The 17,270-nt window shown below is 38.1% G+C and carries 12 protein-coding genes; all 12 read right to left on the bottom strand.

Going from position 1 to position 17,270, the window contains the following annotated elements:
* Positions 1-11: 11 nt before the first annotated feature.
* The 12 genes from gldM to hisD all read right to left on the bottom strand — a co-directional run bounded on the left by gldM (position 12) and on the right by hisD (position 17,248).
* The gene (gene gldM, locus G7Y56_RS01620; protein ID WP_165040506.1) at positions 12-1,565 is read right to left on the bottom strand and encodes a gliding motility protein GldM; all 1,554 of its coding nucleotides are present in this window, start codon (positions 1,563-1,565) and stop codon (positions 12-14) included.
* Between the two features lie 71 nt (positions 1,566-1,636).
* Positions 1,637-2,341 carry a gliding motility protein GldL gene (gene gldL / locus G7Y56_RS01615; protein WP_165040505.1) on the bottom strand — a complete coding sequence of 235 codons (705 nt, stop codon included), beginning with the start codon at positions 2,339-2,341 and terminating at the stop codon, positions 1,637-1,639.
* A 39-nt stretch (positions 2,342-2,380) separates the two neighbouring features.
* Positions 2,381-4,540: an SUMF1/EgtB/PvdO family nonheme iron enzyme gene (locus G7Y56_RS01610; protein ID WP_165040504.1), complete on the bottom strand. Its 2,160-nt coding sequence runs from the start codon at positions 4,538-4,540 to the stop codon at positions 2,381-2,383.
* A gap of 173 nt (positions 4,541-4,713) precedes the next feature.
* A complete protein-coding gene (gene nifJ / locus G7Y56_RS01605; protein WP_165040503.1) occupies positions 4,714-8,283 on the bottom strand; it encodes a pyruvate:ferredoxin (flavodoxin) oxidoreductase in 3,570 nt (1,189 codons plus the stop codon).
* 99 nt (positions 8,284-8,382) lie between these two features.
* Positions 8,383-9,573: an AAA family ATPase gene (locus tag G7Y56_RS01600; RefSeq protein ID WP_185153968.1), complete on the bottom strand. Its 1,191-nt coding sequence runs from the start codon at positions 9,571-9,573 to the stop codon at positions 8,383-8,385.
* Between the two features lie 229 nt (positions 9,574-9,802).
* Complete coding sequence (locus G7Y56_RS01595) at positions 9,803-10,624, bottom strand: transporter substrate-binding domain-containing protein (protein ID WP_255498606.1); 822 nt, start codon at positions 10,622-10,624, stop codon at positions 9,803-9,805.
* A 10-nt stretch (positions 10,625-10,634) separates the two neighbouring features.
* Positions 10,635-12,662 (bottom strand): putative porin, encoded by a 2,028-nt coding sequence (locus G7Y56_RS01590; protein ID WP_165040502.1) that lies wholly within the window; start codon positions 12,660-12,662, stop codon positions 10,635-10,637.
* Positions 12,663-12,792: 130 nt separating this feature from the next.
* A complete protein-coding gene (hisB, locus tag G7Y56_RS01585; protein ID WP_165040501.1) occupies positions 12,793-13,908 on the bottom strand; it encodes a bifunctional histidinol-phosphatase/imidazoleglycerol-phosphate dehydratase HisB in 1,116 nt (371 codons plus the stop codon).
* Between the two features lie 21 nt (positions 13,909-13,929).
* Positions 13,930-14,958 carry a histidinol-phosphate transaminase gene (hisC, locus tag G7Y56_RS01580; RefSeq protein ID WP_165020564.1) on the bottom strand — a complete coding sequence of 343 codons (1,029 nt, stop codon included), beginning with the start codon at positions 14,956-14,958 and terminating at the stop codon, positions 13,930-13,932.
* A gap of 12 nt (positions 14,959-14,970) precedes the next feature.
* Entirely contained in the window at positions 14,971-15,429 is a 459-nt protein-coding gene (locus G7Y56_RS01575; RefSeq protein WP_165020563.1) for a cupin domain-containing protein, read from the bottom strand.
* A 104-nt stretch (positions 15,430-15,533) separates the two neighbouring features.
* Positions 15,534-15,974: a GNAT family N-acetyltransferase gene (locus tag G7Y56_RS01570; protein ID WP_165040499.1), complete on the bottom strand. Its 441-nt coding sequence runs from the start codon at positions 15,972-15,974 to the stop codon at positions 15,534-15,536.
* Positions 15,971-17,248 (bottom strand): histidinol dehydrogenase, encoded by a 1,278-nt coding sequence (gene hisD / locus G7Y56_RS01565; RefSeq protein ID WP_165040497.1) that lies wholly within the window; start codon positions 17,246-17,248, stop codon positions 15,971-15,973. The genes G7Y56_RS01570 and hisD overlap by 4 nt, the downstream gene beginning before the upstream one ends.
* Positions 17,249-17,270 lie beyond the last annotated feature (22 nt).

Genomic DNA, 17,270 nt, shown 5'->3' with positions numbered 1-17,270 from the left:
TTAATTTATTACTAATTTATACGCACTTCCATTGGTGCAATCTCACGCTCTATACCATCGGGACCTTTTACTTTAACTCCGGAAATAAAGAAATATTTACCTCTGGCCATTCTTCTGATCTGATCTAATTGACGTGCAGAAAAATTTGCTCCATCCGATACTTCTGGCATTGCATTACCCATAGCATCAACAAAAATAGTGCGGAATGCAATAACTGTAAATGGAATATTTAAGATTCCATCATCTATTGCAGCTTTCACCCCATTTGTATTCAATATTATCGAACGAGCCAAAGCACCACGTTTAAACATCTTAGAATTTCCATTTTCATCTTTATACTCGATAAAAGGAGTGGGATCTGGCAACAACCTAACTCGAAACTCTTTACGAGCGACCGTCTGTTGTACACCATTCATGTTCGAAAAAACGGTTACTACAAAGTTTTGTCCGGCTCTTGCAGGCCTTGCAACCCAATTATTGCCACTCTTAGTCAAGGTACCACCTTCTGCTCGGGCTGTCACATCTCTGTCCACAACACCCGGAACCGATATACTTAAAGGGTTATCTATTCCGGCATAAACTACATCCATCAATAGCGGTGCAATAGTTGCCATAGGTTCCATTACCGTATATTCTTGAGTAAATGGTCTTCTCAAAGACACACCATCCCTAGAAGTCATTTCGACGTATCCACTAAACGAATGTAGCCCCGTAGCGCCAGCAGGTATTTGGTATATACCATTATTCTCTGAAGGTAATTCTTTGCCATCAATCACAATACGTGGGCGTTGAGTTGTATCAACTGCTGCCAATACAACATTTGCTTTGTATGATGTACCCCTCATTACTACATTGGACTGAGGAACAACAAATGCTTCAACATTATTAACCCGGAAATCGCTAAAGTCAATATTTTTCAAAAGACTATTCAGTGCTTCTCCTTCTGCTTGTTTTATGTTTGATTGCAAACTAGATAGATATGTCAGTACTGCAATACTCGGCATGCTCTCGAAAGATGCCTGCACCCATGTTCTGTTATCATCCGCCGACTTGGGTCTTGGTTCGGTAGACAAGGAATTTGCAATAATTTTCTGTTTGTTCTCATCTGTAATACGAGAAAGAATATCATTTCGATACTGATCTATCGCATCTTTAAGCTTATCTCCTTGTTTTCCAACAATCATTACTTCCGGCGAAGCGTCCAAGTTCTCTTTGTATTTAAGATTATCAGCATCTGCTTCTGGTCCATCGCTTTTTTTTGCAATTTCCAATTTCAGATATTGAATATAATTAAACAGAGAATCTGATTTCTGATTCACTTCTTGTGCTCGTTCAAACCAAACTTTTGTTTTCTCAGGATTCATTTTATATGAAGCCTCTATTTCAGCATATATTTGGTTGTTACGGGTCGTTGTATTATCAACATTTTCAAGCAGGCTATCATTGACCAAATCGAAACCATCAAGAATCTCTTCTGGGAAACTTAATGCTAGCATGGCAATAAATACCAAGTACATAAGATTTATCATCCTCTGCCTCGGTGATTGTCTTTTATCTGAAGCCATTAGTTATCTTTTTTGTTTAATAAAATGTCCTTAACCATCTCTCTTTCCTTACTACAGTATATCACTCCCAATCAGCTAGGTGTGTTATTAGCCGTCATAGCTTGTAATAATCGAGCATACACTTTATTTAAAGCTTCAATTTGCTTCGTCATTTTCTCTGTCTCATCCTTGAATAATGCACTATCTGTAATAGCACCATCATACAAACCTTTTATACGTTCGAGACTTTCATTTATATATTTAATTGTTGCAATCTGATCATTTATAGACTGAAATTGCGACTCATATACATTATTCAAGCCTAAAACATTTTGATTCAGCGATTTTATATTATCTGCAAATCCCTGACTGTTAGCAGATATCCCCTGAGAACTATCTGTAACTTGTTTATATGAAGCCAAAAGAGACAACGAAACCTCATTCAAAGAGTCCATAACTTTTGCAAAACCATCCATGTTTTTTGTAGCTAAAGACATTTTATCAATATACTCAGGAGACAAGTAAGCATTATCAGCTGAATTTACAGCGACATTCGATGCCTGTTGCTTAACTGATGTATCATCATCGGACGATGGATTATCAAATGCAGAGATGAAAAACACTAAGGCCTCGGTAAGCATACCGATCATAAGGATTTCATTCGCATAATTAAAATGTAATATTTTAAATAAAGCACCAATAATGACAACAGAAGCTCCAATACTATAGAAAATATTAAAGAAACGTCTTCCTGCATTACTAGATAGGAAAGCTTCTAAATTATTCTTTTTTCTCATTTTAGTATATTTTTATTTGTTGAGATTTAAATGTAAATCTTATTTTAAGATCATTTGTCCTTTTTTGTCAAGCCCCCAAGATCTCACACATCTAAATCCGATATATGAACGACCTTTATTTTGATATTCAACCGATCTGATATCTGCACGTACGAAAGAGTCTGTATCTTTCCAAGAACCACCTTTAACAATCTTACGTTTAAGAATATCAGGATCTGAATTTACAGCTCTATAGCTATAATCAGGATTTATTTCATCCGACATTAAGTCTACCGACTCCGAATATGTTGTAGTAGTCCATTCCGAAACATTACCTGACATATCATACAAACCAAAGCGATTAGGTAGAAATGAAGCAACTGGTGTCATCAGGTCCTTCAAATCATTAGAACCTCTGTTGTTCGAGTATGCTAGTCCATCACGTGTATGTGTATCGTCTGAGAACCACGGGTATTTAAGTTCCGAACGACCATTTCTTGCTGCAAATTCCCATTCAGCTTCTGTTGGTAGTCGATATGTTTCAAAACCAGCGGTTTTCGGATTTGCTGCATTAAAAATATCTGTACGCCATTTACAAAATGCATCAGCTTGTTCCCAAGAAACTCCTGCTACAGGAAAATCGTCGAAGGCCGGCACAATGAAATAGTTTTTCATATATTGCTCATTCTTTGCATTGGCAAAGTCTGTCATCCAAGAATACACATCAGGATATATATTTACGATATATGTATTGGTAAAATCGATAGGATCGCCATGAGATGTCCGACTCAACGTTTCACGAATAATATCTCCGCGAGAATTAACGTAAGCAGTATCTTTTGATATTGCAATTGATTCCGCATTATTTTTCCTCAACTCAATTTGTGCAGCATAATAGCTTTTTGTATCAAACCAATCATAAGTATAGTTCAAAGCATCTTCATTCAAACCAGCCAGACCTAACGCAGTCGGATGTCCTTTTACAACACTTGTAATAGCCATAGCTTCTCTATCGGTTGGATTACTCCATGGAATTTTCTTCTGCCAGTTCAATCGTTGACCTACAGCCTCGCTTCCAATTCCGTTTGGTCTTGTCAATACTTTATATGTTGGATCGCCACCATAAGCGGGATCAGCCAGACGTTCTCTAATTATTGAGTCGCGAACCCAATAAACAAACTCACGATATTGTCTATTAGTAACCTCTGTCTCATCCATCCAAAATGGACTAACAGAAACAGTTTTACGAGGGATTGAATCCCCCCATATCAAATCGACACCAGAACCTAATTCTATATTTCCGCCCGGAACCAAAACCATATTGTCTTTTGCTCGGGCAATATTATACGGCATATTCAAGCGAGTTTCAAGAGCTGGATCTATATATCGGGATGAACCCCAGCTATATGAGATACCTCCATTTAAACTAAGGATACCATCGCTTGGTAACTTATGCAAATCGGCAACTTGTCCATCAAATGAATCAGGAACAAGAACACCTCTCATTTCAACAAATGCACTGAAATTTTTATAGAAGCGATATGACGCATTCATACCCACAGTCGTAGCAAAGAAAGTATTAGCTTCCATTCCACGATTATTTGAGAATTTCTGAGCTATACCGAGTCCCAGAAAAGGAACAACTCTAACTCTGCGATTAGGTCTATAACCTTCAAATAAATTGAAAAGGTCTATTGTCAGATCTCCATAGAGAGCAACATACTGCATACTTTGCTGATAGAAATAATAATCCCTATGTAAAGAAGTATATCCATACGCATCATTTGCTCCCTGCAATAATGCATAATCGCGTCCCTCAATCCAACCCATATGAGCCCATTGAGGATCGATAGTTATTCTACTTGGATTGTAATTATCCCCGCCAGTCCATTTGGTATAAAATCCGGAATCACCGTCATTATACCCATGTAGCGATCCACCTGTAACAGCTAAGCGCAAACCAAACAAATTGTTCAGGCGTCGACTAAGCGTTATTGTCGGAGAAAAAGTCAAGCGCTTTTTGGTAGCAACCTTGTTATCATCCTCTCCAATATACATCTGTGCACCGGCCCCAATAGATAGGGTCCACAACGGATCTTTTATCAGATACTCATTCTTAGAAGGAGAACTCAGTGTTTCCTTCTTTTCATTTTGCGCATGCACAAAGATTGGCATGCTAATTAATAGTAGTAGTGAAGCTAGTAAAGTTTTCTTATTCATATGTCTTACAGCAGTTATATAACAACTTTTAAACGAATGCGGCAAAGGTAATATATTTTTCTCAATATTTTGCGCACTTCCTAGTAAATTAAGATTTTAGAGGGGAATTTCACAAAAAAAACAGGGAGGAAATCCAACAGATATCCCCCCTGTATATTAAGTATTTAGTCTAATCAGTTTTGCAACTCCGACTTTTCATCAAATTTATCATAAACCTCGGCCGCTAAGCGTTGGTAGCTCTTATAACGCCACATTGCGTTATTTTGAGCAGCGATATAAAGCTCTGAAGCCTCTGAAGGATTCGATTTTTGAAGTGAAGTATAACGAACTTCGCTACCCAAGAAGTCTTGGAATTTGTTCCAGTCCGGCTCTTTACTATCCATTGTAAACGGATTTTTACCTTCTTCTTCCAACATAGGATTGTAACGCCACAAGTGCCAGTATCCACAAGCAACAGCCGATTTCTCTTCATCCTGAGCGTGTCCCATACCTTTTCTCAATCCGTGGCTGATACATGGTGAATATGCAATAACCAAAGATGGTCCTTTATACTCCTCAGCTTCTTTGATCGCTTTCAAGCATTGGCCTTGGTTGGCACCCATCGATACTTGAGCAACGTATACATAACCATAAGTTGTAGCAATCATACCTAAATCCTTCTTACGGATTTTCTTACCTGCAGCAGCAAATTTTGCAACAGCAGCTACCGGTGTCGATTTAGAAGACTGCCCTCCTGTATTAGAATAAACCTCTGTATCAAGTACCAGAATATTTACATCTTCACCAGAAGCAATCACGTGATCCAAACCGCCGAAACCTATATCATAAGCCCAACCGTCTCCTCCGAATATCCAGATAGAACGTTTAACAATATATTGTTTCAATGAAAGAATCTCTTTGCAGAACTCACATTTCGGAGCTGCAGCTTCGATCATTGGTAACATTTGCTTATATAATTCTTTCGTCTTTTCTGCTTCTTGCTTGTTAGCAATCCAATCCAGGAACAATGGTTTCAATTCTGCCGGACAATCCGCACAGTCTTGCGCTTGTGTCATCAGTTTTTGAAGTCTGTCGCGCATAGTTATATTTGCCAATGCGTAACCTAAACCAAACTCTGCATTATCCTCGAACAACGAGTTTGCCCAAGCCGGACCTTTTCCTTCTTCATTCTTACGATATGGAGTAGAAGGTGCCGATCCACCATAAATAGATGTACATCCTGTAGCATTTGCAATCAACATACGGTCACCGTACAATTGAGTAACAAGTTTGATATATGGAGTTTCTCCACAACCCGAACATGCTCCTGAGAACTCGAATAATGGTGTTGCGAACTGAGAATTTTTCACATTCAATTTAGTATCTACAAGATGAGCCTTGCTTGTTACATTTTTGATCATGAAATCCCAATTGTCTTGTTCAGGGAACTGACCACCGATCTCAACCATTTTAAGTGCCGAATTTCCTTTTTTACCAGGACAGATATCTGCACAGTTACCACAACCAAGACAGTCAAGAACATCAACCTGAATACGGAATCCCATACCGTCGAATTGTTTTCCTTGTGCTTTTAGAAGAGTAACATCTTGCGGAGTTTTAGCTTGTTCTGCTGCATCCAATACAAACGGACGGATTGTAGCATGAGGACAAACATAAGCACATTGGTTACATTGAATACAGTTTTCGGCTTCCCATACAGGAACGAACGCAGCTACACCACGTTTTTCGTATTCGGTTGTACCATGATCCCATGTACCATCTTCGCGACCGTTAAATACCGACACAGGAAGATCGTATCCACGTTGAGCATTAACAGGACGTACTACGTCTTTGATAAATGCAGGAACATCATCCTCCACTACAGGTTCAACATTCAGATTAGCCCATTCAGCAGGTACGTCAACTTTTTCAATTTCGATACCACGGTCTACAGCTGCATTATTTTTATTAATAATATCTTCTCCTTTACGTCCGTATGATTTCACAATGAATTTCTTCATTTGCTCCACAGCCAGATCGAAAGGAATCACATTCGAGATTTTGAAGAATGCCGATTGAAGAATTGTATTTGTACGTCCACCTAAACCGATTTCAGTAGCAATCTTAGTAGCATTAATGATATAGAAATTAATCTCATTTTTTGCTAAATATTTCTTCACCTTGTCCGGTAAATTGTTGCCTACATCCTCTTTACTCCAAACAGAGTTCAACAAGAACGTGCCGCCTTTTTTCAGACCTTTAGTTACATCGTAAAGGTGAAGATATGCAGGTACGTGACATGCCACGAAGTTAGGTGTATTTACCAAATAAGTAGAACGGATAGGATTGTTCCCGAAGCGCAAATGCGATGCGGTAAAACCTCCCGATTTCTTAGAGTCATAAGCAAAATATGCCTGACAGTACTTATCGGTATTATCACCAATAATCTTAACTGTATTCTTATTAGCTCCTACTGTACCATCCGATCCTAATCCGTAGAATTTAGCCTCATAGTTCGAGTCATCTACCGAAACTTCATCTTTAAGAGGAAGCGATTTGAATGTTACATCATCAACGATACCGATTGTAAAGTCATTTTTAGGAAGTTTCATCGCAAGATTCTCATACACAGACATAATCTGAGAAGGAGTTGTATCTTTAGACGAAAGACCATAGATACCACCAACAATAGTCGGAGCATCTTCTTTTCCATAAAAACAGTCTTTCACATCAAGGTAAAGCGGTTGTCCGGGAGCTCCCGGCTCTTTAGTACGGTCTAACACAGCAATACGTTTCGCTGTTTTAGGTATTGCGTTCATGAATGCCTCTGCTTTGAACGGACGATATAAGTGAACTGAAACCAATCCCACTTTTTCGCCTTGTGCATTCAAGAAATCTATTGTTTCGCGAATAGCTTCTGTTACCGATCCCATAGCAATAATTACACGGTCAGCATCTTCTGCTCCGTAATAATCAAATAAGCCATATTTACGACCTGTGATTTTAGCTATTTCTGTCAGATATTTTTCTACGATATCAGGAACTGCATCATAAAATTTATTTGAAGCCTCACGAGACTGGAAGTAAATATCATCATTTTGCGCAGTACCACGTGTTACCGGATTTTCCGGATTCAGTGCTCTGTCACGGAATGCTTTAATACCTTCCTGATCGATAAGTGGAATTAAATCTTCCTGACTCATCAATTCTACTTTTTGGATTTCGTGAGAAGTACGGAAGCCGTCAAATATATTCATGAAAGGAATACGCGATTCCAAAGTAGCCAAGTGAGGAACAGCCGAAAGGTCCATAACCTCTTGTACCGATCCTGAGAAGAACATAGCGAAACCTGTTTGGCGTGCAGCCATCACATCTTGGTGGTCTCCAAAGATAGATAACGCCTGTGCAGCCAGTGCACGTGCCGAAACATGAAATACGCATGGAAGAAGTTCTCCGGCGATCTTGTACATGTTAGGTATCATCAGCAAAAGACCTTGAGAAGCTGTATATGTAGTAGTCAGAGCCCCTGCTTGCAATGATCCGTGAAGTGCACCGGCAGCACCAGCCTCCGATTGCATTTCTTGTACCTTAAGTATTTCACCGAATATATTTTTACGTCCGGCAGCAGCCCATTCATCAACATATTCTGCCATTGTTGATGATGGTGTGATTGGATAAATCGAAGCAACTTCGCTGAACATATACGAGATATGTGCCGCTGCCTGATTACCATCACATGTTAGGAATTTCTTTTGTTTAGCCATACTTTTTTTTGTAATAGATTGATTATTTTTTTAGCTTATTTATTTTGATAGTTATGTATCGATAGAGTATATAAATCTTTATCGATAGAATGTTATATTTCAATATAAAAAACCGAACAGCCAAAGAGGAATTATATTATTGTCGCCTATAGCTAGTCTGTCAACCGCATATATAAGATCCGACTTCTTTTTCCCCCGGCCTTTTTGTCCTTCTATTTTAAATTTATATTTATTATTATTCTTTTCAACAATGAACATACCTGTTTTCGACCCTTTCTTCAATTTGCAATCGCTATGATGAATTTGATTGTAAAAAAATGTCTCTTGCAACGACTGATCTTCTATCGGCGAAAGCCTTAATGGAAACATCAGGTTTGTATTGTGCATATATACCAGATCCGGTTTTTTAGGGAACTCTTCCCCTTCGCTATAAAGCATATTTATCAATCTGGCACTTCTCAGGTATTCCAAATAATTAGTCACTGTAGCTCTTGATATTTCGCAATCGATACTTAACTGGCTTATATTGGGCTTACCCGGTGAGGATAAAGACAACAAATACAATAATTTTCTCAATTTAGGCAAATATGAAAGCTCTATTTGTCGTATACATAAGACATCGACCTCCAGCATCATATTTACGGTTTTCAGCAAATTTTCGGAAAAGTTTCTTTTCTCAAGAAAAAACGGATAGTAACCGTGATGCAGATAATCCCAGAAAAGTTCTAAAGGGTCTATCTCCTTGCATATACTCTCTGCTATAGCTTTATGATTAGTTATAATTTCATTAAGAGAATAGGATAAGAAATTTTTGCCCAGCAAAATATTTAAAAACTCCCTGTAGGAGAAGCCGCGAAGATTATAGCTATTCACAATGGAAGAAAGCTCAACATCTTCATCCAACTTCATAACAGTAGAGCCCGCAAATACTATCTTCAATTGAGGAAACTGCTCATAACACTCTTTTAATTCTGCCGACCAATTTGGATATTTATATATCTGATCTAACAGCAAAGTCCGCCCCCCATTCTCTACAAACTCTTTTGCAAAGCTAGTGATCGTTCTTATTGTGAAATAGAAGTGATTTAAATTGATATACAAACAGTCCTTTTTTTCGATATCAAAAGACTCTTTCGCATACTGAATCAGGAATGTGGTCTTTCCAACACCTCTTGTCCCTTTTATACCAATCAAACGATGAGACCAATCTATTTGCTCCATCAATTGTCTGGGTATTACTCCGTCAAGGTGCTCTACTAAATATTTATGCGTTCTGAAGAAAGATTCCACTGATACTCTTTTAAACCCAACGAAGGTAATTTTTTTTTATCTCATTGCAAAGTCTAGATAGCAATTTTAATCATTTTTTATCAAAAATGTTGTTTATGACAAGATTAAGGAAAGTGAAACAACATCGCGAACAAAGATAATAAACTCTCTTGAAACAGGTTTACAAGAGTATTATTTAATTTGATTCTATATTACGGCATACACCTTAGGGCATATTATATCTGAATATTTATTCATAGTATTTTTTATATATGAGATCGTACTCAGGTGTATCTTTTACACGTCCGATCCATGCATTCAACGAATCGAGTAGGGCAGGTGAATTCTTTCTTACTATCCACGCTTCGAAATGAGTAAAACCTACAAGAGTTGAATAGTCTATTTCGGGGAGAGACTTCGAAAGTTTCTTCGCAACCTTCTCGTCACACACAGCGTAATCGATTTCGCCCGCTGCAACTTTCAATACCAGTTGTTCCGCACCATAAAGTTTATCCTCTACATAGTATATCGTATCACCTATTTCGCTCGACAGATTGCGTACCCGTAGTATAGCCGGAGAGTTATATGGCACATAGAGTGTCTTTTTTGCCAAATCGAGATGACTTCTGATCGGTTCAATATCATTATTAAACTCTTTCTTTCTCTGAATAAGAACCTGTTTATTTTGAGTTATCACATCTGTGAAACTTAAAGAATCTTTCAAATCTGATGTTACAGGTATATTGCGAGCCACAACATCATATTTACCTTTCCTTAGATCTTCTATACTTTTAGAAAGACTTGTTTCGAGCGAAAGCTCTATTTTAAGTGGTGTGTATGTCTGTAACAATTGAATAAGATCGTGATTGAATCCGGCAATAGTATCACCTGAAACGAAATAACCTACAGAATTGTAATCTGTAACAATGCGCAATATTCCCTCATCTGATATTTGAGGATAATCTTTTTCGGCATAATCAGCCTTATTCGTTTTCGAAAACAAGTATATAGCAAATATCACAAGTAAGATTGCAATACCGATGCCCAATATAGACTTTTTACTCATTTTCATAAAGATTGCTTTAATTATTGAAATTCCACGAAACACCCATCTTTAGCACACGAGGTGCAACAGCATAGCGATACAATGAGAAATAATTAGAATTACCCATACCTTGAGCCACATTGTACATCATAAGAAAGAAACGGGTATTTTTGAGATGCAAATTCACATACGCTGTAGAAATAGGGAAATTTCCTATTTCTTGATTTCGTTGATTAAAAAACTGCATAGTCAAAGGCTCATATCCGGGAGCATAATACTTAGTATGGAAACGCGCATCCGCTCCTAATTGCAAAGTTAATACTTTGGATATTCGGGTTTTCAAATAAACATTCGAATAAATACTAAGCGATGGAAGTGGAATTGCTTCGTCGTCAGTTGTTGTCTGGTATACAACCTGATTATCCCAATGGAAAATACCTTTTTCCAATTGTTGATCTATACGCAGTGCCACAACCTGTACACTACCTGTTCTCTGAGCCGGAAGGCCATTTGGTCCATAGTAGATATAGCCTGTAATGTTTTCGACCCCACCACTTATTTTCGTTTTGGTAAATGGCACTTCGATTTCACCCCCTATAAATACCCGTTTAGTATCGTTGAATTGAGTATCCCAATTCCATAATTTGGAAGAGAAGCGATTCTCGAAAAAACTCGGAGTTATATTTTTAATGTAAGCAGTTGCTTTTGCCGACATATCGCGACCCTTAAAGTTAAGCATAGTAGTCAATTCACCTTCCAACTTGAAGTCACTGTTCAACAGGTCTTTTTCCCCCACAGCTCTATATCTAAGATATTTGCCTTTTTCTTTGGATAGAACACCTCCAATAAAAACAGCATCTTCACTATATCGGTCATGTAATCCGGGAAGAGAACCTGGCACAGAGAATCTCCGCATATCGTATTCAATAAAGGCTGTCAGTCCAAATTTCATCCAACTGCGGAAACCTTCATTCATTGCCAAAGCAAGTGTATTTTTTAGCGAAAAGTACGACATATAGTCATCCATAGGTCCTACATATTTAGGCCCATCAGCAACATCGCCGTTTATGTTCTTGAAGTTCAAATAAAGATCGTCCATATCCGTATTATTGGCATGGAGGAGACGGCGCTGATCGTTATAATGAGTTGTAAGTATTACACTTGCAGGCGCTATATAATCTTTTTTCTTTCGCCATCTGTTTACACTGTCATTAACAGCATATTCTTCCATATCGTCACCTATATTGTAACGGTTGGTCAGGTAAACGTGCCGTCCGCGGAGTCTATTCCAAAGACCACCACCTTGTATCCTTACGGGAATATCTAAAGAACTGCCTCTGAACGTAGTCGATTTAATACTTTCTGCATTAGGGTTTGTTATATACATTGTATCACGTATACCTCCATTTTCAGAATTGTTGTAATTATTATTTGCAATGAACGCATGCATTTGATATTTGTCGCCAATATAGCTGGCGTTGAAATCGTAGCTGATCTGTCTATTATACAAATTGTTATAAAAACCTCTGGCATATAAGTAATCGAAATTGAAGCCAACGTTGAGCTTTTTACCAAAGTTCGAAGATAGTTCTGTTCTTAGGCGTTCTTCTTTACGTTCTCCTCCTCCACCACTTTGATAATAAATATTAGAATAAGGTATTTTTGTATTCAAAAATAACTGATCTTCCGGTCCTTTCCTCCAATAATCAAAGCCATTAAGAAATGTGAAACGGGAAGTTTCAGGCCTATTGAAAAATATTTTCGACTGAGCAGGCGAACCAATATTACCCAGATAGCCTACTGCAACATCTTTACCGTCAACCAATGAGCTTTGATGAAAATCAACGGCAGCAGAATCTCTCACTGTCATTTCGCGCTCGCCCAAACGAGGCGTTATTTTCCAAACGTATGCCGAAGCAATGCGGAGTGCTGTCGAATCAACCTTCTGTTTCAAAGAATCTTGCTTTGCGGGACTATCCAATGCCATCTCCAATTTCTTTTCCTGAGCATTCGCTCCGAAAGAGATAAAAAAGAATAAAAGGATAATAGATACATATTTTTTCATTGGTGCAAACTTACACAAAAAAGAGAAATGCTAAATCAATGTTTTTATTAAAAACAAAGAGGAATAGTATTTATTGCATTCTATCCCTCTTTTTAAGACTTTTATTTTGTCCTCATTATACAGTATTCAACTAAATAACCCCCTTGGTCGATGGCAGTTCGTAATTGAATATATCTCGTTTTTTTGCCATTTTAATAGCTCGTGCCAAAGCTTTGAATATGCCTTCTATTTTGTGATGCTCATTCGCTCCTTCTGCTTTTATATTAAGATTCATTTTGGCTGCATCGCTCAACGATTTAAAGAAATGTAAAAACATCTCGGTAGGCATATCCCCTACCTTTTCACGTTTGAATTCGGCGTCCCAAACAAGCCATGCCCTGCCTCCGAAATCGAGAGCTACCGAGCAAAGACAATCGTCCATAGGCAGACAATAGCCATAACGTTCTATTCCACGTTTATTGCCCAATGCCTGATAGAGAGCTTCGCCCAAAGCAATAGCCGTATCTTCGATGGTATGATGTTCATCGACATTCAAGTCACCTTTTACTTTTATAGTTAAGTCCAGACCCGAGTGTTTACCTATCTGGTCGAGCATGTGATCGAAGAAACTCAAGCCGGTCGAAATATCACAATACCCTTTCCCATCAAGGTTGAGTGCAATGTAAATATCTGTTTCTTTTGTAGTACGCTTAACCTCTGCCCTACGTTCTCCTGCAAAAAGATATTCGCTTACAACATCCCAATCGGTAGTTTGCAAAACACAGCATTCTTTCAAGTCGGACGGAAGTTCTACCTTATCACTAAGAAAAATAGCTTTGCTTCCCAAATTCTTAGCTAACTCCACATCGGTTAATCTATCGCCTATTACATACGAATTCTCAAGATCGTATTCTGCCGATAAGTATTTATTCAGCATACCTGTACGAGGTTTGCGTGTTGGGGCATTATCTTCGGGAAAACTACGATCGATCAATATATCATCGAAAGTAATGCCTTCACCTTCGAGTGTCGTCATCATTTTGTTATGCGCAGGCCAAAAAGTATCTTCGGGGAAAGAAGATGTACCCAGTCCATCCTGATTGGTAACCATAACAAATTCAAAATCGAGATTCTTTTGAATAAAATAAAGGTTACGTATTACTTTGGGATAGAACTCCAATTTTTCTAAACTATCCAATTGATAATCAATAGGTGGCTCGATAACTATCGTTCCATCACGATCTATAAAGAGTGCTTTCTTTTTCATTTATATTATTCGGTAATCTGATTAAATACTTTTCAAGGTTTCTATCAACGTCTTATTCTCTTCATCTGTCCCTACTGTTATTCGTAAGCAACCGAGACAAAGCGATACAGAATTTCGATTACGGACAATCACCCCTTTTTCGGCCAATTGTTTATATAATTTATTTGCATCACCTACATTAATAAGGATGAAATTAGCATCTGTAGGATATACCTTTTCTACAAAAGGAAGTTTCGCCAGTTCGATCTGCAAATAATCGCGTCCTTTCAGTAAAGTATTTACCCATTGTTTTTTCTGATCAGCCTTATCCAACTCTCCACTCACATAATTCTGAGTCAAGATATTCACATTGTAAGGATATTTCACCTTATTGAAAAATGAGATAACCTCAGCAGAAGCAAAAGCCATACCTAAACGGACTGCGGCTAAGCCCCACGCTTTTGAAAATGTTTGCAGAATAATAAGATTCGGATATTTGTCTAAATCGTTCAGCCAAGTGGCATCTAAAGCAAAATCGATATAGGCCTCGTCGAGTATCACCATACCCTTGAATGACGTGATAATTTTCTCTACTTCTACCCTATTCAGTAAATTACCTGAGGGATTATTGGGAGAACATAGAAATATTAATTTCGTATTTTCATCCACTCTATCCAATAAGCGTTGGGCATCGAGTGTATAGTCTTCATTCAGTAATACTTTTCTATACTCCACATTGTTTATATCGGCACACACCTGATACATACCATAAGTAGGATCTATCGCCACAATATTATCAATCTGCGGCTCGCAGAAAATGCGTATTACCAGATCGATAGGTTCGTCGCTCCCATTTCCTAAAAATATACTTGATATATTTACTCCTTTCTCCTTAGCAATCTTCTCTTTAAGAGACCATTGCAATGGATCTGGATAGCGGTTATATTTGTCGTTCAATGGATTCTCATTGGCATCTATATAAACAGATGCTTCGCCTTTAAACTCGTCTCTGGCAGATGAATAAGGTTTAAGATTCCAGATATTTTTGCGGACTAATTGTTGTAAATCCATACGTATTTTTTCTTATTTAGGTTGGTAAGTGGTTACTACAAATATGATCAGCGGTTCATCGCCTGTATTTATAATAGAATGATAGTTATCGTTTCCCTGAATAGAAGTAATATTCCCTTTTTTCAGGTTCAATTTACGTGTTTCGTTATCCAGCCCTAAACGCTCGATATATTCGCCCTGTCCGTTTACAATTACATATAGTTCTTGTTCATTTTTACTGCCATGCTCATGGAATCCGGCCTGATCGCCATTATTCAACAGCACCATATAAACCCCGATACGATTATTAACCAGCTCATCTGCTTCGAATAAAGAAAGCATGTAAACAACCCCGTTTCCTCCATACATCGGATCACGTTTTTCTATATCCAGCACAGTCCTTTGAGGCTTGCCAAAAGGTACAACCGTAAGATCAACGTATTTGGAAACAGCAGCTATTACTTGCTTTTTCTCATCATCCCAACTATTCATATCTATATTTTTTTCAATTAAGTTATTGTAACTATTTATTGATGTATTTTTACAGGTTTATTATCTGACAAGCAATCTTGTAACTCGTAACTAATTACTTGTAACTATTTATTATCTATCAATTTCACCATTTCGTAATGAGGAATACCCACTAGGGTAAACTCATCCCCTACTGTATCATAGCCGTTTTTTTCGTAAAAACCTTTCGCTACTTTTCGGGCATGCAATGTTATTCGTTTAAAGCCATGATTTTTTGCTGCCTTTTCTGCGAACTCTATTAATTGCGAACCTATACCTTCTCCCTGATATTGCTCAGCGATAGCCATCTGCCTGAATTTTACCGTTTCGGTATCTAATTTCGATAATATAACACAGCCTATTATATACTGGTTATCCTTACAAATACAAAAAATATCATCAGCCTCTTTTTTCAGATCAGCTTCTGTAAAAGACAGCCCTAGAGGTTCACGTAAGATGCGGTAACGCAAAGCGACCATTTCATGATACTCAGGCGTATCGTATTTTATTATATCAAATTCCATCATTCTAAAAGTCTTAAAGTTACAGCGTTTTTATGTGCGTGAAGATCTTCATTCTCAGCCATTACCTCTATGGTATGCCCTAAACGCAAGATACCTTCTTTTGTTATTTCCTGAAAGGTTATTTTTTTTACAAAGCTATCTAAATTTACTCCACTATAAGCTGTTGCATAACCATTGGTCGGCAAGGTATGATTTGTACCCGATGCATAATCGCCAGCACTCTCGGGTGTATAGTGACCAAGGAAAACTGAACCCGCATTTATTATCTGTCCGGCTATTTCCATATAATCGGCAGTTTCTATTATCAAATGCTCGGGAGCATACTGATTTGTCATATCTATTATCTCCTGTTCATCTTTGAGCAGAATCAATTTGCTATGAGCTAATGCCTTTTGAGCAATCTCGCAACGAGGAAGCTCAAGCGTTTGTTTTTCAACTTCGTGTAATACCTCTGATATCAATTTTTCAGAAGTGGTAGTTAATATAACCTGACTATCCGCTCCATGCTCTGCCTGCGATAACAAATCGGCAGCTACAAATCGAGGATTAGCCGTTTCGTCGGCGATTACCTGAACTTCCGATGGTCCGGCAGGCATATCAATAGCAACATCCTTAAGACTAACCAATTGTTTAGCCGCCATTACATATTGATTTCCGGGACCAAATATCTTATATACCTTGGGTACAGATTCTGTACCGTAAGCCATAGCCCCGATAGCCTGAATACCACCTATCTTGAATACTTTATTCACTCCGGCTTCTTTCGCTGCGAAAAGAATGGCAGGAGGTATTTTACCTTCTTTGTTCGGAGGTGAGCAAAGAACAATTTCTTTGCAACCGGCTATCTTAGCAGGAATAGCAAGCATTAATACAGTTGAAAAAAGTGGTGCTGTTCCACCGGGAACATACAAACCCACTTTTTCGATGCCTACCGCTTTTTGCCAGCAAGTTACTCCTTTGGTCGTTTCTATTTTTTTAGTTTCGAATATCTGGCTGCGGTGAAAAGTTTCTATATTTTGTATTGCCTGACAAATCGCCGATTTCAGCTCTTCGGACACAAGTGATGCAGACGCATTTATCTCCTCTTCCGAGACAGCCAATGTTTCAAGATTGACTTTGTCGAACTTAGCTTCGTACTCAAAAACGGCTTTATCGCCTCGTGATTTTATATCTGACAATACTGCACTAACAGTTTCGTTCAAACTGGATGTATCGAATGTAGGACGAGCAAGTATTGCTTTCCAATCGGCTCGTTGGGGGTATTTTATTATTTGCATAATTCTAATTTCTTTGATTACT

Origin of the sequence: Dysgonomonas sp. ZJ709 (genome assembly GCF_011039195.1) — a bacterium.
In the GTDB taxonomy this organism is placed as follows: Bacteria; Bacteroidota; Bacteroidia; order Bacteroidales; family Dysgonomonadaceae; genus Dysgonomonas.
This window is presented reverse-complemented; position numbering and strand designations above follow the sequence as displayed.

Excerpts from the sequence above, each read along its gene's own strand:
- gldL (WP_165040505.1), bottom strand. The coding sequence starts at position 2,341 with ATGAGAAAAAAGAATAATTTAGAAGCTTTCCTATCTAGTAATGCAGGA.
- G7Y56_RS01575 (WP_165020563.1), bottom strand. The coding sequence starts at position 15,429 with ATGAATAGTTGGGATGATGAGAAAAAGCAAGTAATAGCTGCTGTTTCC.
- G7Y56_RS01610 (WP_165040504.1), bottom strand. The coding sequence starts at position 4,540 with ATGAATAAGAAAACTTTACTAGCTTCACTACTACTATTAATTAGCATG.
- hisD (WP_165040497.1), bottom strand. The coding sequence starts at position 17,248 with ATGCAAATAATAAAATACCCCCAACGAGCCGATTGGAAAGCAATACTT.
- gldM (WP_165040506.1), bottom strand. The coding sequence starts at position 1,565 with ATGGCTTCAGATAAAAGACAATCACCGAGGCAGAGGATGATAAATCTT.
- hisB (WP_165040501.1), bottom strand. The coding sequence starts at position 13,908 with ATGAAAAAGAAAGCACTCTTTATAGATCGTGATGGAACGATAGTTATC.
- G7Y56_RS01595 (WP_255498606.1), bottom strand. The coding sequence starts at position 10,624 with ATGAAAATGAGTAAAAAGTCTATATTGGGCATCGGTATTGCAATCTTA.
- G7Y56_RS01570 (WP_165040499.1), bottom strand. The coding sequence starts at position 15,974 with ATGATGGAATTTGATATAATAAAATACGATACGCCTGAGTATCATGAA.
- hisC (WP_165020564.1), bottom strand. The coding sequence starts at position 14,958 with ATGGATTTACAACAATTAGTCCGCAAAAATATCTGGAATCTTAAACCT.
- nifJ (WP_165040503.1), bottom strand. The coding sequence starts at position 8,283 with ATGGCTAAACAAAAGAAATTCCTAACATGTGATGGTAATCAGGCAGCG.
- G7Y56_RS01590 (WP_165040502.1), bottom strand. The coding sequence starts at position 12,662 with ATGAAAAAATATGTATCTATTATCCTTTTATTCTTTTTTATCTCTTTC.